This window comes from Halocatena salina (assembly GCF_023115355.1).
GTDB classification, from domain to species: Archaea; Halobacteriota; Halobacteria; order Halobacteriales; family Haloarculaceae; genus Halocatena; species Halocatena salina.
Genome location: NZ_CP096019.1, coordinates 2,238,276 through 2,263,249 on the forward strand (window position 1 = coordinate 2,238,276; position 24,974 = coordinate 2,263,249).

General features: G+C 60.5%; 18 protein-coding genes. 7 read left to right on the forward strand and 11 right to left on the reverse strand.

The window, feature by feature from the left end; translation table 11 throughout:
• Nucleotides 1–15: 15 nt before the first annotated feature.
• From MW046_RS11490 to MW046_RS11505, 4 genes are all read right to left on the reverse strand, one after another.
• On the reverse strand, nt 16–3,573 hold the full coding sequence (locus MW046_RS11490) for a HEAT repeat domain-containing protein (RefSeq protein WP_247993244.1): 3,558 nt from the start codon (nt 3,571–3,573) through the stop codon (nt 16–18).
• Between the two features lie 281 nt (nt 3,574–3,854).
• Nucleotides 3,855–5,222, reverse strand: coding sequence for a bifunctional hydroxymethylpyrimidine kinase/phosphomethylpyrimidine kinase (gene thiD / locus MW046_RS11495; protein ID WP_247993245.1), 1,368 nt, complete (start codon nt 5,220–5,222; stop codon nt 3,855–3,857).
• Nucleotides 5,219–6,250, reverse strand: coding sequence for an AIR synthase family protein (locus MW046_RS11500; RefSeq protein WP_247993246.1), 1,032 nt, complete (start codon nt 6,248–6,250; stop codon nt 5,219–5,221). The genes thiD and MW046_RS11500 overlap by 4 nt, the downstream gene beginning before the upstream one ends.
• A gap of 51 nt (nt 6,251–6,301) precedes the next feature.
• Nucleotides 6,302–7,837 carry a flippase gene (locus MW046_RS11505; protein ID WP_247993247.1) on the reverse strand — a complete coding sequence of 512 codons (1,536 nt, stop codon included), beginning with the start codon at nt 7,835–7,837 and terminating at the stop codon, nt 6,302–6,304.
• A gap of 102 nt (nt 7,838–7,939) precedes the next feature.
• Here MW046_RS11505 and MW046_RS11510 point away from each other — a divergent pair, with 102 nt between their 5' ends.
• Nucleotides 7,940–8,938, forward strand: coding sequence for a glycosyltransferase (locus MW046_RS11510; RefSeq protein WP_247993248.1), 999 nt, complete (start codon nt 7,940–7,942; stop codon nt 8,936–8,938).
• 1 nt (nt 8,939) lies between these two features.
• Here MW046_RS11510 and MW046_RS11515 read toward each other — a convergent pair whose 3' ends face one another.
• Nucleotides 8,940–9,956 (reverse strand): glycosyltransferase, encoded by a 1,017-nt coding sequence (locus MW046_RS11515; protein ID WP_247993249.1) that lies wholly within the window; start codon nt 9,954–9,956, stop codon nt 8,940–8,942.
• Nucleotides 9,957–10,105: 149 nt separating this feature from the next.
• Between MW046_RS11515 and MW046_RS11520 the strand changes: the two genes are divergently transcribed.
• Nucleotides 10,106–11,095 carry a TackOD1 domain-containing metal-binding protein gene (locus MW046_RS11520; RefSeq protein WP_247993250.1) on the forward strand — a complete coding sequence of 330 codons (990 nt, stop codon included), beginning with the start codon at nt 10,106–10,108 and terminating at the stop codon, nt 11,093–11,095.
• 4 nt (nt 11,096–11,099) lie between these two features.
• On the opposite strand, the gene MW046_RS11525 is transcribed toward MW046_RS11520, so the two are convergent.
• A complete protein-coding gene (locus tag MW046_RS11525) occupies nt 11,100–12,113 on the reverse strand; it encodes a lysylphosphatidylglycerol synthase transmembrane domain-containing protein (RefSeq protein ID WP_247993251.1) in 1,014 nt (337 codons plus the stop codon).
• Between the two features lie 167 nt (nt 12,114–12,280).
• Here MW046_RS11525 and MW046_RS11530 point away from each other — a divergent pair, with 167 nt between their 5' ends.
• Nucleotides 12,281–13,708, forward strand: coding sequence for an aryl-sulfate sulfotransferase (locus MW046_RS11530; protein WP_247993252.1), 1,428 nt, complete (start codon nt 12,281–12,283; stop codon nt 13,706–13,708).
• Between the two features lie 44 nt (nt 13,709–13,752).
• Here the strand turns inward: MW046_RS11530 and folP are convergent, their stop codons facing one another.
• On the reverse strand, nt 13,753–16,173 hold the full coding sequence (folP, locus tag MW046_RS11535) for a dihydropteroate synthase (protein WP_247993253.1): 2,421 nt from the start codon (nt 16,171–16,173) through the stop codon (nt 13,753–13,755).
• A 130-nt stretch (nt 16,174–16,303) separates the two neighbouring features.
• Here folP and argS point away from each other — a divergent pair, with 130 nt between their 5' ends.
• Complete coding sequence (gene argS / locus MW046_RS11540) at nt 16,304–18,127, forward strand: arginine--tRNA ligase (RefSeq protein WP_247993254.1); 1,824 nt, start codon at nt 16,304–16,306, stop codon at nt 18,125–18,127.
• Between the two features lie 191 nt (nt 18,128–18,318).
• Here the strand turns inward: argS and MW046_RS11545 are convergent, their stop codons facing one another.
• Entirely contained in the window at nt 18,319–19,362 is a 1,044-nt protein-coding gene (locus MW046_RS11545; protein ID WP_247993255.1) for a CNNM domain-containing protein, read from the reverse strand.
• A gap of 174 nt (nt 19,363–19,536) precedes the next feature.
• Between MW046_RS11545 and MW046_RS11550 the strand changes: the two genes are divergently transcribed.
• The gene (locus MW046_RS11550) at nt 19,537–20,223 is read left to right on the forward strand and encodes a competence/damage-inducible protein A (RefSeq protein ID WP_247993256.1); all 687 of its coding nucleotides are present in this window, start codon (nt 19,537–19,539) and stop codon (nt 20,221–20,223) included.
• On the opposite strand, the gene MW046_RS19440 is transcribed toward MW046_RS11550, so the two are convergent.
• The gene (locus tag MW046_RS19440) at nt 20,198–20,329 is read right to left on the reverse strand and encodes a hypothetical protein (RefSeq protein WP_282190211.1); all 132 of its coding nucleotides are present in this window, start codon (nt 20,327–20,329) and stop codon (nt 20,198–20,200) included. The genes MW046_RS11550 and MW046_RS19440 overlap by 26 nt on opposite strands.
• Before the next feature lie 113 nt (nt 20,330–20,442).
• Here MW046_RS19440 and MW046_RS11555 point away from each other — a divergent pair, with 113 nt between their 5' ends.
• Complete coding sequence (locus MW046_RS11555) at nt 20,443–21,525, forward strand: ATP-NAD kinase family protein (RefSeq protein ID WP_247994772.1); 1,083 nt, start codon at nt 20,443–20,445, stop codon at nt 21,523–21,525.
• A 108-nt stretch (nt 21,526–21,633) separates the two neighbouring features.
• Complete coding sequence (locus MW046_RS11560; RefSeq protein WP_247993257.1) at nt 21,634–22,668, forward strand: phosphate signaling complex PhoU family protein; 1,035 nt, start codon at nt 21,634–21,636, stop codon at nt 22,666–22,668.
• An 18-nt stretch (nt 22,669–22,686) separates the two neighbouring features.
• On the opposite strand, the gene MW046_RS11565 is transcribed toward MW046_RS11560, so the two are convergent.
• Nucleotides 22,687–23,343 (reverse strand): zinc metalloprotease, encoded by a 657-nt coding sequence (locus tag MW046_RS11565; protein WP_247993258.1) that lies wholly within the window; start codon nt 23,341–23,343, stop codon nt 22,687–22,689.
• Entirely contained in the window at nt 23,343–24,824 is a 1,482-nt protein-coding gene (locus MW046_RS11570; protein WP_247993259.1) for a TraB/GumN family protein, read from the reverse strand. The genes MW046_RS11565 and MW046_RS11570 overlap by 1 nt, the downstream gene beginning before the upstream one ends.
• Nucleotides 24,825–24,974: the final 150 nt, after the last annotated feature.

Here is a 24,974-nt window from a genome sequence, read left to right on the forward strand (position 1 = left end):
CGCGAGGGTGTTCGTTCACTCGGACTCCGACGATCGGGCACTCAAGCGTTTCCGCGTCGCGTCGGTGTTGGGCATGATCGCTCGCATAGTGGTTGCTTTGAGAAACTCATCGTCAGTGTCGAGAAGCGGAACGAGCTGCTCGACCACGTCTGCCACAGCGTTGGGTGTCGCCTCGGCGATCGCAGCGATCGCGGCCACGGCATTTTTCTGTATTATCTGATCGTCAGTATCGAGCAGTGAGACGAGCGGATCGACGGCTGAAACCGCTGCGTTCGGCGCGTGTTTCGTGATCTCCATGATCGTCCGGACTGCAAGCTCCTGTGTGGTGCGGTCAGCGTCGAGGTGGCCCGCGAGCACGTCAACCGCGGGGGCTGCGGTGCCCGGTTGGGTCGTTGCGATCGCGGCGGTCGCCCGCGCGGCCTGTTTCTGGATGGAGTATTCGGTGTCATCGACGAGCGCCGCCAGTGAGCAGATTGGCGGCATCGTGTCACCAGCGGGGGCGAGAGCGATCGATTCGAGAGCGCTGACAGCGTGCGTTCGGACGTACGAACAGTCCGCAGTAAGACAGTGTTCGAGCGCGTCAGTGGCTGGTAACGCTGCTTCGGGATCGTGGTCTGCGATCCGGGCAATCGCGTACACCGCAGTCTTCCGGACGAGTTCCTCGTGGCTGTACAGAAAGGACACCAGAGCTTCGGTGGCCGGGACCGCTGCCGGTGGCAATCCTTTAGCGATCCATCCGATACCGATCACCGCTCCATGCTGGAGATAGACGTTGTCGTCTTCGAGCAGGTCGATGAGTTCGTCTACGGCGGGCACGGCGGATGTGGGCGATCCATACGCGATCAGCACGGTCGCCTGTACGGCCAGCTCTTTGATGTAAGGATCGTCGTTTCCTAACAGGGGAACGAGCGAGTCGATCGCGGTCCCCGCAGTCGTGGGCGCATCCTCTGCGATCACTGCCAACGCTGTCACCGCGATCTTTCGTCCGAGCGTCTCACCGGTGTCGAGCAACCGATCGAGGGTAGCGACGGCGTTTTCCCGCTCCGCCTCGAGATCCTGTTCACCGTCCGAATTCTCCGGGGGAATCGCGGCGATCGCGGTGAGCGCCTCCACTGTCGCCCGCTGGTCGCGTGTCTCATCGGCGCCAAATCTGGGGAGCAGTGAATCGATACCCGGAACCATCGTCGTCGGGAGGTGTTTGGCTATCAACACGACCGATCGAATCGCGGCCTTCTGGACGGGGACTTCCTCGGCGGTGAGGTGGGGAATGAGTGAGTCAACGACTGGGATCACGGCTTCGGGCATCGTGGTGGCGATTTCGGCGGTGGCGTACAGCGCGTTCTCCTTGAGCGTGATCGAGTCAGCCTCGTACAGATCGGCTAACGTGTCGATCGCCGGCACCACTTCGTCGGGAGCCGTGGTGGCGATCTCCGCGAGTGCGCGTACTGCACACTCTTGAATGTACTGCTGATCGGTCTCTCCAGTGATCTGTGACACGAGCCGATCAACCGCCTGAACTGCCGTCTCGGGATGCTCACCAGCCAGTTCCGCGAGCGCACACGCCCCGTTTCGTCGGATCGCTGCCTCGTCTGCGTCCAAACACATCGAAAGCGGTCCCACGGCAGGAGCCACTGCGGACGGCGATACGCAGGCCACCTCGGCCACGATGGTGGCAGTTTTCTTCCGGAGGGATGTCCACTCGCTGTCAAGAAACGGCACGAGCGGTTCGATCGCAGGAGCGACTGCTCCGGGGGATTCGAGGGCGACATCGCAGAGCGCACACACCGCCTTCCACTGGATGAGTCGCTCGTCACTGTCGAGCAGTTTGCCGAGCGATTCGACCGCCGGAACGACGGTTATCGGTGCCTCCTCGGCGACGCTAGCGATCACGCGTACCGCATTCGTTCGAACTGACTCCCGCTCGGCGTCGAGTAGCGGGATCACTGCTTGTGTAGCCGGGACTACCGCTTCGGGATCGTCGCCGCTGATTTCAGCCAGCGCACGCACGACCAGACCATCCACATCGTTGTCCTCGCCAAGCAGTGAGACGAGGGGTGTGACGGCGGGTGCTGCCGCCCGTGGGGACGAAGCAGCGACCACCATGATCGCTGCCGCCACGTACTTTTGTACCACTGGCCGATCCGAATCGAGGAGGAATAACAAGGGGTCGACCGCTGGCACAGCGGTGTCGGGCACGTCAGACGCGATCTCGACGATCGCGCGCACCGCCAGCTTCCGCCCCACGGATTCGTCCGCGTTCAAAAGCGTCGTTAGCGCGTCGACCGCAGGAACCGCTGGTTGGGTTTCGCCTTGGGTGAGTGCTGCGATCGTGCGCGCGGCCTGCCCCCGGACGAACGACTCGTCGGTATCGAGCGGGGAAAGCAGTGACTCGATGACGGGTCCAACCGCCTCCGGCACGTTGCTCGTGATGACGATGACTGCACGGATGGCAGCTTTCTGGACGTTCGGCTCGTCGGCGTTAAGGAGAGAAAACAGCGAATCGGACGCCTCGGTGACGGCTGATGGCGACTCCTCGGCGACGGCGACGATCGTGTGTACCGCCGCGCTTTTGACGATCTGATCCTCGGCATCGAGCAACGGAACGACGTCTTCGACGGCAGGGACGACCGCCGCAGGGGACGTTTCGGCGATCTCGCAGAGCGTGCACACTGCGATCTTCTGCCGATAGAAATCTTCGGTGAGAAACGGTGTGATCTCGTTGACCGCGGGCGCTACAGCTTCCGGTGTGGTGAGCGTGACTCCGGCGAGGATCTCCAAAGCGGCGTTTCGAGCGAACGAACTGTCGCTGTCGAGTAGGGGAACGAGATGATCGACGGCCGTTTGAGCCGCTGATGGCGCGTTTTCGACGAGAAGTTTGAGCGCGTACTCCGCTTGCACTCGCGTCATCTGTACGTCGCCTTCGAGGAGGGACACGAGTGGGGTAATGGCGGAGGTCACGTCCCGCGGTGTGCTCTCTGCGATCGCAGTGATCGCCGTTATCACTCTCCGGTCGATCTCAGCCGATTCGTCATCCAACAACGGGATGAGCGCGTCGATGGCGGGTGCGGCGGAATCCGGTGACTGCTTTGCGACCTCTGCGATCGCGTACACTGCTGCCTGACGAACACACGGGAGATCGTCTTCTAGAAACTCGATGAGTGTATCCGTCTGTTCGATGAACTCATTCGACACTGGCGATATCTCTACGCTTTCGTCCTTGAAGATCGTGATCACGATGTGGGCGGCCTGGCGGCGGACGTGAACGCTGTTGTCCTCTGCATCCATCCCAGCGAGGATCGTTTCTGCGTGGGCCGCGACGGCATCGCGGTAGCCAGCACCGGCAAACAGCCGCAACCGTGAAGCAGCAATGAGCCGCTGAGTATTCGTCTCTCCGAGATCGGTGTCGAGCAACTGTGCTGTATGCTCAGTCTCACCTACGGACGGTTCCATCTCCGTTTCGCCGTCGAGAATCGAGACAAGGGAGGAGATTTCCGTATCTGCAACGTCGTCCGGATTAGTGTAGATCTGATCGAGGGAGATGGTGAATTCACCGGAGGGGGATTCCGGATCCATACATCCTACTATTAGAGACATGTGATAATCGTTTGGGATACGATTCGCACGGAGTAAGAATTGTCGCCGGATGCATTTCCTTGATAGCACTACATCATTACATATGTGATCTAAAATGTCAAATAACTATTTAGTAACCAGAAGGCACTTACTGTCATCCGCAGTACTGTGACTGGGGGAGCGGCTGACGTATCACGCTCGCATACCCACACTGATGTCCCCGGCGCTGTCGTACAGACCGGAGATGGTGTATCCCACCACGTCCTGTTCCCCCATTTTCCTCATAGTTCTTCATCGAGCGTTGTGATCCTGTTGAGTAACGTCTCAGGGTCGCGTGCGAGGAGTTTCACGATCGGTTCTTTACCGTGAGCACCGCCGTCAACGACGGCGACCGGCGTCCCAGCGACGGATTCGAACGCCTGCTGTGCACCCCATCCCATGGTCGAACCTTCCACGTCGGCGGTCGGTTCCTCGCTCCGGTCGTACGTACCGACGGGCCAAGAGAGCGCGTCAAGCGCGGCGTCGGTATCATCTCCGAACCGGCAGTTCACCCCGAAACGGACGGCAGGGTCGTGTTCGCGCAACGAGAGCAGAAACCGGGCCATGTGACTCGACGCGCCAAAGCGCACGCCTCGGTTCGGTTGTATCCCACCGATCGTCTTCGTGATCCGTCCTTCGACGGCGGCAATCTCCTCGATAGTCTCCGCGTAGGGGGTGGCTCCGACGACGTTCATCCCGACTTCCGGAACCAACGAGCGAACGTTTTCCTCGGTGAGCGAATCCACGAGCGCCGCGACCGCTTCCTGAACAGGCTGTCTGGCCGCGCGTTCGCGCAGCGAGACCGTGTGGTGGACCGCTCCCGGCCCGTGTCCGACGTCATGATGGTATCGAATCGCCCGTTCGAGAAGCGTGGTGGACGCCTCGACTGCTGTAGGGAGATCTATGTCGTCTCTCTCGGCCTGCCGTCCGAGGTGGGCAGTGATGGCACTGGAGAGTGTACAGCCCGCGCCGTGTGTCGCTACCGTGTCGATCCGTGGGTGAGTAACGGTGTGAGTTCGTTCGGGCGTGACGAGCACGTCGCATACGTCGTCTGTCGGGAGATGACCACCGGTGAGGAGAGCGGCATCACACCCCCGATCGAGCAGTTGCTCGCCAGCCTCGCGCATGTCACGCTCGTTTTCCGGCTCGATCCCCGTGAGCATTGCTACCTCGTCAGTGTTGGGCGTGACGAGCGTCGCGTGCGCGATGAGGTCGTCGTAGGCGTCCATAGCGTCCTCGGCCAGCAGGCGATCGCCCGATGTCGCGACCATCACCGGATCGACGACGAGCGGACAGTCGAACGAACGCGCGTGTTCAGCGACGAGTTCGACGGTCTCGGCCGTCGCCAACATCCCCGTTTTGATGGCGGCAACGTCGAAATCCGAGCGGATGGCCCGGAGTTGGTTCTCGATTTCCGCTGTGGGGACGACGAACGACGATTCGACTCCTTCGGTGTTCTGGGCAGTGACCGCCGTGAGAACCGAGGTTCCGAACGTCCCACAGGCGGCCATCGTCTTGAGGTCGGCTTGGATCCCCGCACCACCGCCAGAATCGCTTCCGGCGATCGTCAGTGTGACCGGCTGGGTGGTCGGTGCGTCCGTTCGGGTCATTCGTCGCTTCCCTCCTGTTTCGCGGCGTACTCCGCCATCGCCGCCCAGAACGGATCTTTTTCGGGGTGATCGATCGGCTCGCCGTCCACGACGACGCCGCTGCCCTCGACGACGCTGCCGACGACAGCGGCCGGAATGTCTTCCGCTTCGAGCGCATCGAGCACGTCATCAACGCCTTCAGGGCGCACCGACGCGATGAGCGTGCCCTCGCTGATCGCCGACCACGGATCGATGTCGAAAAATGCACACGTCTCTTCGACACCCGGAGCGACCGGGATGGCGCTCCGATCGACGTCGAGTCCGACGCCCGCTGCGCGCGCGAATTCGTACAGACCGCCGTACACGCCGCACTCGGTCGCGTCGTGCATCGCCGTCACCGGTCCCGCGTTGGCTGCCGTCAACGCGTCATGAACGGGACTCATGTCGTAAAACCGCTCGTTCGCCCGATCGACGGTCGCATCGTCCAGTTCCTCGCGCATGAGCGTCTCGAACTGGATCGACAGTAGTCCCGTCGCTTCGATGGCGGGACCGTTGGTGATCACGAGACGATCACCCACTCGTGCTCCATCGGGCCGAATCACGTCGTCGTGATCGCCGACCGCGATGGTCGTTCCTCCGCCGACCATCGGGTAGTTACAGCCCTCATACCGGGCAGTGTGACCGGTGACAACGCTCACACCCAGCTCGGTCGCTTCGGCGTCCATCGTCGTCCACACCGTCTCAAACGCCTCGTCGGTGATGTCGGGCGGGAGGTTGAAGTCGATGCTCAGATGGCTGGGTGGGAGTCCCGAGATCGCCACGTCGCTCATGAGGATGTGAAACGCGAACCACGCCGCGCGTTCCATGCCAAGCGATGGCATGATGAAAACGGGGTCGGTCGCCATGACGACGGCCGTCCCATCAACGTCGATCGCTCCGAAATCCACTCCATGATCGGGCCAGAGCGTCACGTCCTCGCGCTCAGCTCCGAGGTTCGGCTGGATGTACGCGTCGAAAAACGACCGATCGATCTTTCCAAGCTCGGTCATACTCGGTTGTATGACCGAGTGGTTGTTAGGTGGGACGGTTTGACGGTTGGCTCAGCTCCGGAGCCGACCCACGAGCTGTTTGAACACGCTGAGATCCAGATCGAACCGTTCTTCGAAGTCCAACAGGAGTTCGATCTCCTGTGGTTCGATCGCAACACGGACGACGACGAGCAGGTACACCAGTCCGAACACGGTGACTGTTCCGAGGAAAACGGGCACCGTCACCGTAAACAGGGTTCGAACGATCCCGTACAGGACGGCGATCGTCGTGGTCCCGAGGAGTGCGGTTCGGATGTGCGCCGGTGTTAGCGGCTGAATGCCGGTTTCGAGGTATAGTTGGAGACAGTACAGGACGTTCATCAGGACGTAGGCAACAGCAGTTGCGATCGCCGCGCCGAGAAACGAATACCGGGGAATCAACAGGAGATTGAGTCCGATGTTGAGGAGCGCGACGAGCGTGTCGTCGTACATGATGAGCCGTGTCCGACCGATCGACGTGAGCAGATCGAAGTTAGGACCGGCGATCGCGTGCGTGAAAAACGCTCCAGCGAGCACGACGAGCGCGAGCGAACCGTCCACGTACGCCGGACCGAACGTGAGCCCGATCGCGTGGGTTGGAAAGAGTACGACGACAGCGAACACCGGAAACGACGCGAGGAAGATCCACTTCGAGGTAGTTTGGTAGAGCTGTCGGACGGTGTCGTGCTCACCGCGTTCGTGGAGCTTGGAGACGACGGGCATCACGATGAACCCGAACGAACTCATCGGAACGACGAGCAGATGAGCGAGCGGATACACCGTGTTGTAGATACCGACGTCTCCCGTCGAAGAGAAGTACCCGAGCATGAACGTATCGACGTCGGAGAACACGAACGTCATCGCCGTGGAGATCACCAACGGCGTGGAGAACGCCAACAGCTCCCGACGCACAGGCGTAGCCGGGGTCCCCCAAGCGAACAGATCGGTGTCTCGCCACAGGAAGTACAGACCGACGCCCATCGCCCCCGTGTAGGCGATGGCGTAGGCCCACGCCACCCCGAGCGCGCCAAAGCCCATCAACAGGACGACGAGCACCGCCGTGAACCGTACGACCGGCAACACGATGTTCCGGATGGACACCTTCGGGAGCACCTGCTGTAGCCCCCGGCTGGTTCCGATGGCGAGTTTCATCACTGCCGCGAGCGGGATCACGAGGCCGAACACGCGGAGGACTGGCGTCACCGAGGGATCACCGAAGCCGTCGGTGGCGATCATCGGCGCAAACACGCAGACGATGCCACCGGCAGCGACGGCCAGCGGCACCGCGATCTGGAACGCCGACACTACCACGCCCCGGCGGTGGACGGAATCGTCGAACCGAGGAAGATACCGGCCAACGCCCGTGTGAAGCCCGAGCAACACGAGCGTCGAGACGACGGCCATCGTGGTGACGCCCAGCGAAACCACGCCGTAGTTCACCGGACCGAGAACGCGAGCGATGAGGAGTTTGGCGAGAAAGGAGACCCCAAGCTCCAGAACCACCCCGAGTAGTACGATACCCCCACCTGAAGCCACCCGCGTGAGCGCATCGTCCGAATCCGAAGACACGACAGTCGATAGGCACCACCCTGTGGTAGTCGTTGTGGATCCGTGTCGGTGTGATCAGGTGAACCGGTGGTCGTTTCACGACGAACGGCCCATACCCGAGCAATGCCACGGATCGCCTTGCTCCACGCCCAACGGGATTTCGCGACGGCGCTCGCGGCCACCGCCGAACGGCTCGATCCCGCCTACGAGATCGACGTGCTCTCACAGCCGCAGTCGATTCCGAGCCGTGTCGGTCGGGTACTGACCGGTCGGTACGATCTGCTCCAAGCCGACGAAACGGTACGAAACGGACTGCTCGGACTGCTTACGAAACGCGTGTACGGAACGCCGTTGGTGGTCTGTATCCGGGGATGGGACGATTATACGAACGCACACGGTCATCACAGCTGGATCGGACACCAGTCGATCGAGCACAGAACGAGGCTGGTAGTTGGCCACGCTGACTGTACCCTGTTCGTGAGCCGGACCTGTCGGGAGGCGATGCGTCGGTACTACGCCATCGGTCCGAACCGGGTGGTCGACCGGCCGTTCGACGTGGCGCGGTTTCAAGACGCCACCGCGACGGACGATCCGGGGACGACGATCCTGACGGTCACGAATTTCAGATATCCACAGAAAGCCCGAGGCATCACGACGATTCTAGAGGGATTGCGTGCCGTCTTCGAAGCGACCGAAGATCTCCGGTACGTGGTCGCCGGCGATGGACAGGAGTTCGATACGGTAGCCGATTTCGTCGCGTCGTATCCCCACCGCGATCGCGTGGAGCTGCTGGGACACCGGGATGATGTTCCCCAACTGCTCGGGGGTGCCGATCTGTTCGTCTACGTCAGCTATCTCGATGCGTTTCCGATGGCTGTCCTAGAAGCACAAGCCGCCGGGCTACCGGTCGTCTGTGGGGCGACTGGCGGTCCCGCTGAGGCAGTCGGGACAGCGGGTCGGCTCTGTCCACCAACCCCGGACGGAATCGAAGACGCCGTGAGTGAACTGCTGTCCGATCCCTGCCCTGATCGGTCGACGGACAGCAGCGAACGGATGGCCGAGTACAACGAGCGCGCGGCCCACCAGTATCTCGACGCGTGGGATGACGTTCTGAACAGATGAATCATTCGGCCGTTCTGGGTGATGTGCTAGTTACCGTCTCGATCGCGTTCGCGTAGTCGTCGGCGACGGTGGTCACGTCGAACTGTCGGGCGAACGCGCGTAGCTCCTCGGAGGTGGGAGAGGAAGCGGCGGATCGAACGGCGCGAGCGATGTCCGCTGGCGTTGGGTCACAGAACGTCACCAGCCCATCGAGACGCGATTCTGCCCGTCCAGCGAGCTGGACGACCGGGAGACCGGCAGCCCCATATTCGAGTATCTTCAGCGTGTGTGGGTCGTCGACCAGACAGACGCCGACGTCGGCGGCGTGGAGATATCCCGGCACGTCTTCGTGGGGCACGGTGCCGAGATACACGACGTTCGACTGCTCGGTCGCCGCGCGTCGAACCTCGGGTTCGAGCGAGCCGGTGCCGAGCACGACGAGCGTCCACGCCGACAGCACCGACATCGCATCGAGCAACTCGGAGATGTGGTAGACGGGTTCGAGACCGCCAACGTAGATGAGCGTTCGTCCCTCGAGCGATGAAAGCCGCTCATGAGCGGTTACAACGCGCTCTGTAGGCGGATCGGCAAAGCGATCGTACTCGACTGGAAGGTCGGTGTTCGAAACCGATTCAGCGAACTGACTCACGCGGTCGTGCTCTTCGGCGTACACGTACAGTACGTGGGCAGCGACGGCGAACGCGATCCGTTCGAGCCACCGCACAGGAACGGCCACCCACCACGGATGTGTGGTCTCGAACTGTCTGATCGGATCGACGTGATCGATGATAAGCGGTGGCCCACCGAGAGCTGACAGAACCATCCCGGCCATGGTACCCGCCCGCGTCGTTCCGATCACCGCGTCGTACCGTCCCCGATGCCACACCGCCGACAACACCGTCTCGATCGTCGTCCCACGCAGTGTTACTCGGTAACCGATCTCTTCGAGTCGTTCCGTGATCCGATGACGGCCGACGCTGATCCGTTCGGGCTTATCTGGGGTGAACCAAAGCACCCGTGGCTCACTCTTACCACACATCACCACCCGCGTCGAGTCCGAACAAGGAAAACCCGCCGATCGCTACGAATCACACCATTTTATACGGGATAATTTCTTGATAATAATAATCGCAAAACGTCTCCAACAGACATTGAATAGGAGTTAATAGGTTGGAGAGCTATCGGATAATGAAACGCATGGCCACACCAGGGGTACTTCGTCTGTTAGAGTCGTTGGCAGACGGGACGGTCGAGGAGTTTTCACCGGTAATCAACGAGGATGGGGAAGTGAGCTATCCGGACGTGGATCGACATCTCGATGTAAACGATCGGGATTCCTATTCAGTGTTAGAGTCACTGGCTCAGCGAGAGATACTGTATCGGGAGTTTCGAGAGAAAGCCTACGTTTGCCCCGAGTGTGGACGGGATGGGATGATGTATACGACCGTCTGTGCGGAGTGTGGGTCCCAGAACACAGTCGAACAGGAGCTGTACAAACACGTCGAGTGTGGTTGTCTCGCGCCAAAAAATCAGTTTCAGGTGGGAGAGGGTGAATACGTTTGTCCGGACTGTCAGCTCACTGTCCGCCCGGAACAGATGGACGTGTTACATCGACACGTCTGTCAGACGTGTGGTGAGTCTGGGGCCGGATCGGTGGGTGCCCTCCGGTGTCGGGAATGTCTGTCAGTGTGTGAGCCACAGAAGGCGATCGAATGGGTGCTCTACAGCTACGGATTCGAACAGTACGGACGGCAGTGGCTCACGACGCAGCTATCGGCCCGCCAAGCGTTGGTTGAGATGCTCGACGATCGGGGATTCACGGTGGAAGTGGATGCGTACATCCGAGACGATAGCAACGAGACGCCGGTCCATCTGTACGGAGAGGAGGACCTCCTCGGCGACCGCGTCGTCGGTGCCGTTCACGAACGACCGAATCAGCAAGACGTCGAGCGTCTCCATATGGCGGCAACACCGGTCGACGCCCGAACCATACTCGTATCGACATCTGGAACAGTTACCGAACAGGCCGAAGAACTCGCCCAGACCCACGATATCGGACTGTTGAGTTACCAACAGGACGGAACGCTGGCTCGGGAGTACACCACTGCAACACGTGCCGAAGGCTCTTCTTCTATGCTCAAACGTCTCACATCAAGCGTTCGCAGACAACTCAACTGACGTCTTATCGGCTCGCGATCGCGGCCGTGATTCCACCGCCGACGATCGTCGGGAACAGATAGATCGCGGATCGGTGAATGAGGACTGCGGCCGCAATGGTCGGTTGGTTGATCGTTACGAGCGCACTGATGATTCCGATGAGCACAAGATCGACACCACCGAGTCCCCCGGGAAGTGGCGTCACACCGGCGATCGCACCGAGAGGCACGGCGATGAGCACGACGCTCGGGGACACGGCGTGATCGAGTGCGAACAGTGACAGCCACAGACAGACGGCTTGGGCGATCCAGCCGAGCGACGACAGACCGAGCGCAAACGCCAGTTTCCGAGGGGTAGAGCCAACGCGCTCGATGGCGGTGAAAAACCCCTCGATGCGTCGCTCGATTGCTGCCTCTTCGAGTGGTTTGCGCCGTAACAACGTGTGCCGGATGAACCGCACTATCGGCGTTATCACGGCAACCGTGGCGTGTTCGAGCCGGTAGCGGTACTGCCATCCCAGATAGAATCCTATCGGAACCAGCAGTGCCAGCGCAAACACCGTGCCCGCGGCGTACCGGAGATCCCCTACGAACGTGGTGGTCACGAAGAGATACCCCATGCCACACACCGCGAGAACGATCGAGGGAATGAAATTGAGCGCATCGACACTCGCAATGGCTGCAAGCCCCGTTTCGTAGCGTCGATCGGTGGCCCGCGAGATCAACAGCCCGCTGATCGGCTCGCCACCCGCCTGCCCGAACGGCGTAACGTTGTTCGCAAACAGAACGCCCGAGAAGATCGCCGTCGATTTCAACGGGGAAATCGTCGAACCGAGCACGCCGAGTACAGTGCGGAGCGCTAACCCCCACGAAATGATCCAACAGGTCGCACCTACGAAAACGAAAACGAGAACTCCGGTGTTGGCCATCGAGAGCTTCGAGACGGTTTGGTCGACGCCGATAAGCCAGTACATCGCTGCGAGAACGAGCAGTGAACCAACGAATCCAGCGATGATCGACCGGGCGTTCTCCTTGAGCATACAACTATACAGATCCAGACCACGCCAATGAACATCTCGGTCTCTAGTCCATCCACTATGCTCCACTGGGAACGGTGGGGGATTCAGCTGTAATATTTCCGTACTCTACGCTTCTCTGTCTTCTATCGGCGAAATAGAGAAGGTGCTGACACTGGTCGATCTCTGGTATGGAGCCAGAACGCTTGTTGCCTAGCCGTGTGCGTCCTGATCCGTCGTCGGAGCCTGTCGATCGCCGCTCGCGCGTGCTCTTACTCGGAGCGATCGTTCTCCTCTGTGCGGTCGTCGTCATTCTCGGAGCTGTGGGTGATGAGCGCTCACCCCCGACGTCGAGGGAGACGAACGCGTCCATTGGCAACACCACTCCTGAAACCGGCTACGCCCTCGAGAACAACACGACAGGAACGCTCTCGGCCGGCAATACGCTGATCACTGTCCAGACACACGACTGGTTCGGTACGAACAGCGGCGAGGCGTTGATCGTCGCTCCAAACGGAACGACGATTTGGAGCTACGATCCACCCAATTCGCGCGTCTTCGACGCGGAAGTGACCAGCAATGACACGATACTCCTATCGTTTGCGACCGAACTGACTGGCGAGGACTGTCCGTCGGCCTACCGGTCCGGTGCTGAGGAGAGCTGTGTCCACAACCGCGTCGTTGAACTGGATCCGGCAGACAACACCGTGGTGTGGGAGTACGACTGGTACGACGCGTTCATCGCCCATCACGAGGTCCATGACGCCGATCGGCTCGACGACGGCCAGACAGCGATCATCGATATGGGGAACAATCGCGCGTTCACCGTCAATCGGGATGGTGAGATCACGTGGTCGTGGAACGCAACCGATCACCTCAGTACCGAAAGCGCGTTCCAAGAACAGTACGGTGGACTGCCCCAGGAACATTCTGAGGCTGATTGGACCCACATGAACGACATCGATCAGCTTCCAAACGGGAATTTCCAGCTTTCGATACGGAACTTCGATGTGGTGCTCGAAGTCGATCCTCGGACGAACGACATCGTAAACGTCATCGGCAAGCCCGGTGACACGTCCACACTAAACCAGCAACACAACCCCCAGCGGCTCGACAACGATACGATACTCGTCGCCGACAGCGAGAACCACCGAGTGGTGGAGATCGATACCGACACCGAGGAACTCCAATGGCTGTACGATGGGCCGTCAGATCGCGGACTCCAGTGGCCTCGCGATGCGGATCGGCTCCCGAACGGAAACACCCTCGTCACGGATTCACGAAACTTCCGTGTCCTCGAAATCGATTCCGAGGGACAGGTCGTCTGGCGGCATTCGCTTCGAGACAGCCGAGGGATCGTGTACGAGGCCGATCGGCTTGGTGTTCCGGAGGAATCGGCCACCGGACTCACACACAGCGATAACACCACCATCGATCCGACCCACCCACTCATCACCCGCATCCAATCGATCGAGTCGTGGGCAGGGTTCGTTTTTCCGGGGTGGGTGCGGTTACAGGAGTTGGTTGCCATCCTGTGTGGCGTCTTCGCCGGTCTCGGACTTCTCTGGCAATTCACTATCGGCTGGCTCCGAGGCGATCGGCTGCTGTATTGGAAATAGGCCCTGTGACGGTTCTTTCCGTTCGCTGCTTTCACTCAAGGCGTTCAAGCGTCCGGATCGGATGCCGCTCGCTGGGTGCGAACCGCGGCAACGTTCTCTTTAACGTCGTGAACGCGGACGATGTCGGCTCCGCGTTCAGCTGCGATGGCGGTCGCTGCGACGGTCGCGTGGAGTCGATCCCCGGCAGCGCGGTCGACGTGTTCGTACATCGATTTGTGGGAGTGGCCAACGAGCACGGGACAGCCAAGCGCGTGAAACTCCCCGATACGACCGAGGAGTTCGAAGCTTTCGGCTGCCGACGTACCGAACCCGATGCCAGGATCGACGATGATCTGCTCGCGGTCAAGCCCAGCTTTTTCGGCGAGCAACACGCGCTCGCTGAGTTCGTCGATGGTGTCCGTAACCACGTCGTCGTACGTCACGTCCGTCTCGGGATCGACCGGTGCCTCGATGCTGTGCATGACGACGGTTGGCACGTCGTAGTCGGCTGCCACGTGGCGCATATCGGGATCGGACAGCCCCGAAACGTCGTTGAGGATGTCCGCGCCGGCTTCGAGTGCCGCTCGGGCCACCGCTGCCTTGCGCGTATCGACCGACACCAGCGCGTCGTGATCGGCGAGCCGTTCGACAACGGGCACGACGCGTTCGATTTCGGTCTCGGTCGGGACGGGATCCGCACCGGGTCGGGTGCTTTCTCCACCGACATCGAGAATGTCTGCTCCGTCCTCGATCAGCTCTTCGGCTCGGGCGACGGCAGCCTCGACCGAGTCGTACGTTCCACCGTCGTAGAAGCTGTCGGGGGTGACGTTGATGATTCCCATCACCGCCACTCGGTCCTCCCACGGATACCCACGTTTCTCGGTTTCGGTCCCAATGTCGAGCGTTCGCTTGAGATCGTTCCCGACCGATGCCAGTCCGTGGGGTTGTCCGTCGAGCTTTTCGATGAGTCGCTTGAACTGGGCGAGCGTCCCCATCGCAACCACGTCTAAATACCGGGGTTCGTGCGTGTGTGAGGAACACCCCGAAATCGCACACTCCCCACCGAGGCTGAGCAGCTCTTCTTTGAGAAACCGGGCCTGTCGCGGTTGCACGCGCAGCTCGACCACCCGGTGGACGCCTTTGCCACGCATCCGCCAGATGCCGGCCCGTGTAACGTCAGCGTCGGTGAGCGCAGCGCGTGCGTCCGCGAGGGTAGAGACACGTTTTGGCGTTTGGGTTCCTACCCACCGGTGGCGGGCTTGTGCCACGGTGTACAGCGATCCCGCCACGAGCACACAGTCCTCGGCGTCGGCAGCTTCGACTGCGGATTCGACTGCCGATCTGACCGAGCGGACGACACGAACGTTGCCGTCGAACGTCCGGGCGAGCGCGTCGGCGTCCTCCGCGCGGTCGATCGCTGGCTCGCAGGCGTACACCGTCGTCGCCTCCGGGAGTGCCTTGGCCATCTTCGTGTGGTTCTTGTCGCTCAGAGCCCCGAACACGAGATGGAGTTCCTCGTAGTCGAACGATTCGAGGGTCTCGGCCGTCGTCGCACACCCACCGGGATTGTGCGCCCCGTCTAACACGAGGAGTGGCTCTCGGCTCATGATCTCGAACCGGCCCGGCCAGAAGGCTGTTTCTAGTCCGCGAACGATAGTCCGCTCGGTGACGTCGGCCACCTGTCGACACAGTGCTGTGGCGATCCCGGCGTTCACTGCTTGGTGTGCGCCGAGTTGGGGCAACGCCGCCTCGATCGACCAGTCCGTCCCGGTGAGCGTCACGGCACCGGTCAGTCCGTCCCGTCCCTCATACCGTGCTTGAACGTCGTTGTCGCTGCCCGATCCAACGGTGTGGATATCGCCCGCGACCGATCGAATCGCCTCCAGTACCGCTCCCGACTCACCGGTTACGAGCGGTTGCTCCCCGGCGACGTGGGCCTTGTCACGGGCGATTTCCGCTCGCGTGTCACCGAGCAGTGCCGTGTGTTCGAGCGTCACCGACGTCACGGCACTGGCCACGGGATCGACGACGCTCGTCGCATCGTGTTGGCCACCGATACCGACTTCCAGTACGGCGACGTCAACGTCTTGACGAGCGAACTCCCACAACGCCAGTGCCGTCTGTGTCTCGAAAAACGTCGGTGCCGATCCCTGACTCGACGCATCGAGGACGTACTCGCGGATCTCCTCGACGAACGCCGTGACTGCCTGCTTTCTGATTTTGCGACCGTCCACCCGGACCCGCTCTCGCACGTCAGTGAGATGTGGTGAGGTGAACAGTCCGACCGACAGACCGGCTTCCCGGAGCACCCGCTCGACCATCCGTGCGGTGCTCCCCTTCCCGTTCGATCCCGCGATCTGCACACACGTGAGTCCCTCGTGGGGATCGTCCATCGCGGCCAACAGCGCGCGTGTCGCCTCCGTTCCCTTGCGTGATGGGTACCGCTTGAGGTCGAACAGGAAGTTCGCGGCCTCGTAATACTCCATACTGATCGTTTCCAGACCGGCTGCTTTATGCTGTCGAACTCTCCAGCGATATCAGAACGGACGAAACGGTGGTGTGTGGGCCACTTTCCATAGATTGAAACCCACTACCACCTAAAGCGCCACTACGTGTATGCTGCAGGTTCTACGTGATCATATCATCGAGGATATGACGGCGATACTCGAAGAGTGGGAGTGTGCAGAGGTGGCGACGACCGATCCGGTCGAGATCAACGAGTACACCGACGAGGAGAAAGGACTCCTGGCGACGCCCGTCGCGTTCCAGCTGGCGTCAGAACTCGGTCGACCACCAGCCGATATTGCGTCGGATCTCGCCGAAGCGTTCCGGGACCGTGGACCTATCGAGGGGATCGATACCATCGAGACCGCCGGTGGATACATCAATTTCCACATCGACGAGGCGTTCACGACGCGGACGCTCGAACAGATCCTCGAAGAAGGATCCGACTACGGCGTCGTCGAGGACACTGTCGAGTCGGCTCTGTTCGAGTTTTCTTCACCGAACATCGCTAAGCCGATGCACATCGGACACCTCCGGAACACGGTGCTTGGCGACGTGCTCGGGAACGTACTCGCGGCGCGGGGGTACGATATCGTCCGGGACAACCACATCGGCGACTGGGGAGTGCAGTTCGGTCACCTCCTGTATGAGTTCGAACAAGCCGACGACACCGATCGGTTCGAAGAGAAACCGATCGACTATCTGCTGGAACTGTACCAGCGGTACGGCCGTCAGGAGGCCAAGCTCGAAGAAGCAGGCCGGGAGGACGACGTAGAGCAACTGCGCGATACGGGCCGGGAGTATTTCGCGGCGCTCGAATCGGGTGACGCGGAGCTGCGTGCGCTGTGGGAGCGGTTTTCCGAAGCGAGCCGGAACCGGTTTGACGCCACCTACGACCGGCTCGACGTCGATTTCGACACGTGGCACGGCGAGAGCTTCTATGTGACTGAAAGTTGGACGAGCCAGATCAGAGAGGCCGCAATCGACGACGGGATCGCAGTCGAGACCGAAGACGGTGCGTACGTTATTCCGATCTACGACGACGACCTCGCGGATGTCGAGGACCCCACACAGGCCGACGTTCGTGTCGCCGCCGATCCCGCGGACAGTGACGACTACGAGACGTTCGTGATCACCAAACGCGACGGCACGACGACGTACGGCACCCGGGATCTCGCTACGATCGCGTACCGCATCGAGCAGGGATACGACGAACTGTTGTACGTGGTCGGTAGCGAGCAACGCGAGTATTTCCAGCAGCTGTTCGCCGCGGCCAGAAAGCTCGGCTACACCGACGTTCGGTTCACACACGTCGATTACGGCCTGATCGACCTTCCCGAGGGGAGCATGTCCACCCGTGCGGGACGGCTCATCACTGCCGAAGACGTGCTCGATCAAGTGCGTGAGAACGCGCGTTCGGTGGTCGAGGAGAACGATCCCACGCTGGCGGACGAGACAGCGAGTGAAATCGCTGCCGGCGTTGCGCTGGGTACTGTTCGGTTCGAGAACATCGCCAAACGGCGAACCAAAAACACTACCTTCGACACCGAACAGGCGACGTCACTCGAGGGGGACACCGGTCCGTACGTCCAGTACGCGGCGACGCGCGGGCTGAACATCCTGCTCGAAGCCGACGAGATCCCTGCTCCGAGCGCAGTCGCCGACCAGCCGTTCAACGAGTTCGACCACCAGCTCGCCGTCGAGTTGGCGCGCTATCCCCTCGTCTTGGAACGCTGTGAAGAACGATACGATCCCGCACCGCTGGCACAGTATCTGTTGGATCTGGCGCGGACGTTCAACAAGCTATACCACGAGAACCGTGTGCTCGATGCCTCACAGGCACGCGACCGGCGGCTCGTGCTCGTGGCGGCCACCGTCGAGGTGTTCGAAACCGCCTTCGAGATCACCGGAATTCCGATGCTGCGGAAGATGTGAGCACGGTGGTCGACAGGGCAATCACGAGTGGTGAATCACCAGCTCGATCGGCTCGGTTCACGGTGTTGTGACGGACACGGCGAAGTACAACGGCGCGATGGATCCGTTTCCGGGAATGGTTCGAAGAGCAGTTCAGTTCCCCCGATGAACCGTTCACTTCCGTGTATTACGGCGTGTTCAGTGGGTTCATCTCAGTCGAGCGGATCTTCGAGTTGTCCCATCACTGCTTCGAGCGTATCCGTTGCGGTGAGAAGTCCGACGACCCGTCCATCACGGAGGACGAGGGCGATCTCTTGGTCTTCGGCTTGGAACTGATCAAACGCGTCACTGGCGTTCGTCTCCGCAGCGAGCGTCATCGGCGGGGCTGCGATGTCTGCAAACGTCATATCGCCCTGCTGGAGATCCTCGAAGTTGTTCAGTATCGACGGGGCATAGACGATGCCCTGAAAGTCGGTCAACTCATCGCCGATGAGGGGAAAGCGGGTATGGGTGGTGTTCTGGATCGTTTCGAGATTTTCATCGGCAGACATGTTCGTTGAAAGTGAAACGATATCCGCAGCTGGAACCATGATCTCACTAATGGGAAGTTCATCGGCATCAAGCGCATTAAGCACCTCCTCGCGGCGTTCCTCGGGAAGATTACCCTCATCGAGGAGCGAGCCGAGACGGTTACGGAGCTGTGCGCGCGACTCAAGCACGTCTTCTTCGGCTTCGAGCCAGGCTCCAGTCATCTCGATGCCGAACAGCTTGAGCGTCGCCTTCGCCACCCAATCCCCAAACCGGATCAACGGAGAGATCGACCACGCGAACCAGTATAGCGGGGTTGCGCCGTACCGGGCGACTTGCTTCGAGCGTTCGACGCCGAGATACGTCGGCGTCTGCTCGCCGTGTGTGAGGTGGAGCATATTGATGAGGAAAAAGCCGAGGATCGAACCAGCGCCGACAGACGCAAGTACCGTATTCTCGAAGAGCGGTTCGAAAAGCGCTGCTAACCCCGGCTCGGCGACGATTCCTAACGCGATACTCGTCCCAGAGATCCAGATCTGGCACGTCGTCAAATACAGTTCGAGATCGCTGGTCATCTCCCATGCCCGTCTGAGTCCCGGCGTATCGAACTCGGATTCGGGATACTGCCGAACTCGTGTCAGTGCAAACTCGATCGCAACGAAATACGCGTTGATTGCGATCAGAAAAATCCCAGCAGCCACTCGGAGGCTGATCTCAAGTGGTGTCATTACACGCAGATATGGAATCGCGAGGTAAATATCCACAGAAGCTCCGATAACCGGCGTCCCGGTACTGGCACACTGCCATTTATCGTTTCACAGGGTAATATCGGTCAGAAACGGTGTGCGATCACACGGAGCGTGTCATCTAGGTTTTTGACGGAGCCACGCCTATCGCTCGGTATGCAGGCCGCCATCGTCACAGTCGGGGACGAGCTCCTCGCGGGAGAGACGATCGACACCAATGCCACATGGTTGGCCGAGCAACTCGTGGCTCGGGGTGTCGACATCCAGCGGATCACGACCGTTCCAGACCGTGTTGCCGATATCGCCCGCGTCGTCAACGAACACCACGCCGAGTACGATGTGGTCCTCACCACGGGCGGGCTGGGACCGACCCACGACGACCGCACGATGGCTGGCGTCGCCGCTGCGTTCGGTCGGTCGCTCGAACCGAACGACGATGCGCTGTCGTGGCTCGAAACCCACGGCGGGTATGCCCGAAACGATCTCACGGCGGGAACCACGAAGCTTCCAGCCGGTGCACAGCCGTTACACAACGAGGTCGGCGTTGCACCGGGCTGTATCCTCGACTCGGTGTACGTCCTGCCGGGCGTTCCCGAGGAGATGAAAGCGATGTTTGAACGGATCGAAGCGGACTTCTCCGGGCCACGGACACACGTTACGACAGTGACCGCCGACGAACCGGAAAGCGCGCTGCTCGACCGACTCGAAGCGCTCAGAGACCAGTTCGATGTGACAGTCGGAAGCTACCCCGGCGAGTACGTCCGAGTCAAGATCCGGGGACAGGACGAAAGCGCTGTAGACGAGGCCGCCCGATGGCTCACTGAACGGGTTGTGACCGCGTGAGCAATGAAAGCCACGCGCCGATGAGGATGAGTCCCCCGAAAAACAACAGATAGCCAGCACCGTTGACGAGTCCGGGATACGCCGTGGACTGTAATACGAGGTTCATATTCATCTCCGTGGATGAACCCAGAAACAATAAAACGACGGGTTTACACGCTGGATGGCTGCCGATACGGCGAGTTCGAGGCGTTTTTCATCTACCACGACGTACATGATGCTGTGAGACATATCGGTGTGGTGGTGAATCCGATCGCGGGGATGGGCGGCCGGGTCGGGCTGAAGGGGACCGACGGCAAGGTCGAACAAGCTCGGTCGCGGGGAGCCGAACCTCGCGCCCCCGAGCGGGCACGAGCTGCCCTCGAATCGCTTGGATCACACGCGCCGGATCATCACATTACGACCGTCGGCGGTGAGATGGGTGCGTCGGCGGTTCGAGCAGCACTCGATGACGTTTCGCCGACCATCGTCGATCACCCACCGGTCGACACGACCGCCGACGACACGCGGCGGGCAGTCACGGCGTTTCTCGACCGTGGCGTCGATCTCGTGTTGTTCGTCGGTGGTGACGGCACCGCCGTCGACGTGGCCGAAACGATCTCGGCTGTCGGGTGTGACACGCCCATGCTTGGAGTGCCAGCGGGCGTGAAAATCTACTCCTCGGTGTTTGCGGTTACGCCACGAGCAGCCGGTCGGATCGCCGCCACCTACGACCGGACCGAACGACGCGAAGTGAACGACATCGACGAGGAGCGCTACCGATCCGGTGAGGTCCACCCCGAACTCAAAGCGGTCGTCTCGGTTCCAGTGGGCGAGGAGATCCAACCGAGCAAACAGCTCGGTGGCGGCAGCGTCGACAGTCTGGCTGCCGGATTCACGGCCGACGTTGATCCCGGAACCACGTACGTGTTCGGACCGGGCAGCACCGTCAGGGCGATCGAACGCCAGCTTGGAATCGATGGATCGCCACTCGGCATCGACGTGTGGCGAGCCGGTGAGTCTTCTGGCGAACTGCTCGTGTGCGATGGCAGCGAAACCGACATCCTCGATGCGTTGGGTGAGCACAACGTTGTCGTTGTCTCGCCGATCGGCGGACAAGGGTTCGTGTTCGGGCGCGGCAACCAGCAGCTCTCCCCAGCGGTGATCCGTCACTCGGAGGTCGTCGTCGTCGCTTCGAACGCCAAACTCGACGATCTCGGCGTGCTCCGAGTGGACACCGATGATCCCGACCTCGACGAGGAGCTACGCGGCTGGCAGAAGGTCCGTGTCGGACGGTTCGAACACCGATTGCTAGAAATCGTGTGAATTAGTATCAGTAATATCCGAAGAGGATTTCCGAGAGTCAGTATACACTTCATGAGGCATTCACTGACATTGAGACATCCTTAAGGGTGTGGAGAGACGAATCGCCGTATGGAAACACGGAAGGTCCAACGTCTCGGCCCCTCCACGTTGGCGATGACGCTACCCGCCGAGTGGGCCAAGGAGTACAACGTGAATAAGGGCGATGAGGTCTCCCTTCGGATGGGTGGCAAAGGGATGTTGGCTGTGATGCCCGAGTCCGTCCAACAGGAAGAATCGGAGGCGATCATTCACGCCGACAGCCTCGAAGCGGACGCCGTCGAGCGTGCGATCCTCGCGCAGTACGTGCTCGGACGACGGATCATTCAAGTCGAATCCGACAGCGATGAGACGTTAGAAAGCACGACGATCAACGCCGTGTACAACGCCGAGACGCAGCTCATGGGACTGGGTGTCATCGAAGAGACGCCCGAACGCATCACGATTCGATGTTCGGTCGATCCGGAGGATTTCACCCTTGCTGACCTCCTCGAACGGTTGGAATCGACGGGGCGCACGATGCGAAACGAAGCGATCCGAGCGCTCGCTCACGGTAATCCCGACCTCGCACAGCGCGCGTTGAACCGCGAGCGACAAGCGAACAAGATCTTCGTTCTCTTACTCCGTCTCATCTTCACTGCCCACCAGAATCCAAATCTGACGCGTGCACTGGAACTCGACGATGGATTTGCGCTCATCGGGCATCGCTCGATCGCAAAGAACCTCGAACTGACGGCGGACAACGCCGAAGATATCGCAGAGATCGCGCTCGACGCTGACGACCATACGCTCGGCGTCGACGACACGACGATGCGTCGTATCCGTGAGTTCACGGATCAGGTGAACGAGATCACCGAAAAGGGAGTAACGTGTGCGGTCACCCGTGACTACGAGATGGCGCTCGACGTGCGACGTCTGTTTACCGAGATCAAAGACCGCGAACAGGAGATCTTGAACGACATCGACGAGATGCCAAACCGCGATCTGCTCCGGGTACGAGAAGTGTTGGTAAGCCTCCAGCAGACCGCCCAGTATGCGGTCAGAAACGCGGAAATTGCGACGAACCTCGCGCTCAACGAGCAATCGGAGTTCGCCACGATCAAGTGAATTCACGTTCGTTAAGGATCACAGCCCAAAGCCCACGAACAGTACCGCCCAGACGGCGAGCACAGCGGAAACGGTAAATACGAGGGCGAACACGAGGATGCTCCATCCGATCACCGTGCGACCGTCAAGCGGTCCGAACGGCAGCATGTTGAACGCTGCAAGGATCAAGTTGACTGAGACGCCGAGCTGTCCGGCTTGTAACAACACCCCATCTGGGGCGACCACGACGAGTGGGAAGAAGACGGCTGCTAACAGGAGGTTGGTGATCGGTCCAGCAACGGCGATCAATCCGTTCTGTCGAGGCGTGACCTCCCGGCCCGCGTGGTAGACCGCACCGGGGGCGGCAAACAGAAAGCCCGCAAGCCCCAACCCGATTGCGAGCGCGAGCATCGTATAATCCGCGCGGAACTCCGCAACGCGGCCGAACCGGATGGCGACGATCTTGTGAGCAAGTTCGTGGAGCAAAAAGCCGACGCCGACAGTGCCCATGCTTATCACAAGCGTCACGACCGCGGTGTCGAGCGGGAACTGACCGGTCGCCCCAAGCAATCCGAACGCTACATCTCGTCGGAAAAAGAACGTGAATGCGATACCGAGCGCAAGCCACGCAGCGCCGAGATCGCGAAGCTCACGCCCGCTAAACCGTATCTCTCCGCCCCTCTGTTGTCGATACATTACAGCACACCCCGTAGCCCGTTCATGAGTATCTCGAAACTTCGTTGGGCTCCCTCCAACATCAGTTGTACGACCGACACATCTCCGACGATGTAGGGGACTGCCATCACGAACAGCCAGGTTCCGATGATGCTGCCGACGTTCGTCAGGGCAACCACGAGGATGAGCTTGAACAGTGGCACTCGGCGCATCCGGGCAAAGAGATCCATGAGCGGGCTTTCCTCATCATCGAGAATTTCGTTCAGCGTCGAAATGTCGGAGACGTTCACCGACGTGTAACGCAGTTCGACGTAGCCCGCGAACCAGCCGGGCGCAAGCATCGGGTTGAGGGAAGTCAACCACGCCAGTGCGCCGCCGACGGTCGCACTCGACCAGTGAGCACCACCCAGTCGCGAGAGGGTGAACGTTAACAGTCCGTTGAACAGAAACCACGCGCCGACGAGTTTGAGAAAGAACTCGCTTCGGACTCCTGCCATCGCTATCAGCACGAAAAAGGCCAGAAACACGAGCGTGAAGAGATAGCCGACGAGCTTATACCACGAAAAGCGTGATCCCTGTTGTTCACCGACGAGCGATTCCATGGGGGGAAGGGTTTCCGGTGCGTCGAGATACCCCTCGATCCCGGCACGGTGGCCAGCACCCACGACTGCGACTACCTCTTTGCCCGACGCCTGGAGCGCAACCAGTTTGTGGGCGATGTACGCATCGCGTTCGTCGATGAGTGCCTCGGCACCGCCCGGCGAAAACCGACGAAACTCCTCCATCATGGCAGTCACGACGTCCCTGTCCGTTAGCTCTTCTAGATCGAACTCCTCGATCTCCTCGGTGTCGGATGGGTCCTCGCCCATCCCGAACAGGAGGGTGAGTACTAGTCCGATCATCGATCCCACAGCAAGCGCAACGAAGAGGGTATCGAACACGCTCACGAGCGGTCCCGTTCCGAGCGGCGCGAGCACGAACGGACCGCCGAACGCCTCAGCGATGATGGCACCGAACAGCCCGAGCGAAAGGCCGATGTACAGACCGAACACCGGTCCACCCGCCAAACCATACCCCAGTTCACTGATGAGCCGTAGTTTCTCGCGCACCGACAGCCGCGCCCAAAACCGTTGAATCGTGACCTGAATGTCGCGGTCGACGAGCGCGACACCGAGTCCGAACTCTTCTGCCGTTTCGACGGCGGCCATCATCTCCGCACCGGGATCGATGTCGAACTCGTCACCGAGTCGAGACTGAACGTACGACAGCAGCCAGTAGGCCAGAAACTGAAACACCGTGTTCCCGTGAAGCAGATCGCCCGCTTCGAGATCGTCGGGCTGTTCGCCTTTCATCTGTCGGTACCGCCCCTCGTCCAACTCGACGGCGACGACATCCGGGCGTTCCTCTTCGATCACTTCCTCGACTTCCTCGACGCTTTGTTCAGAAACGTGGGCTGTGCCCACGACGTGAACCGATCCATCCTCCGTAGCCCGCGAACTCATTAAAGGCGCTACCGGCTCATGACGAATCAATATTTCGAGAGCAACACCGATCGATCGCGTGACTGCCAACCAAATGCTCGGTACTTATCAGTCTCCTCGCGCCGGTGCCGTCTTGACACTACAACACCATCGAACACGAGTCAAAATAAT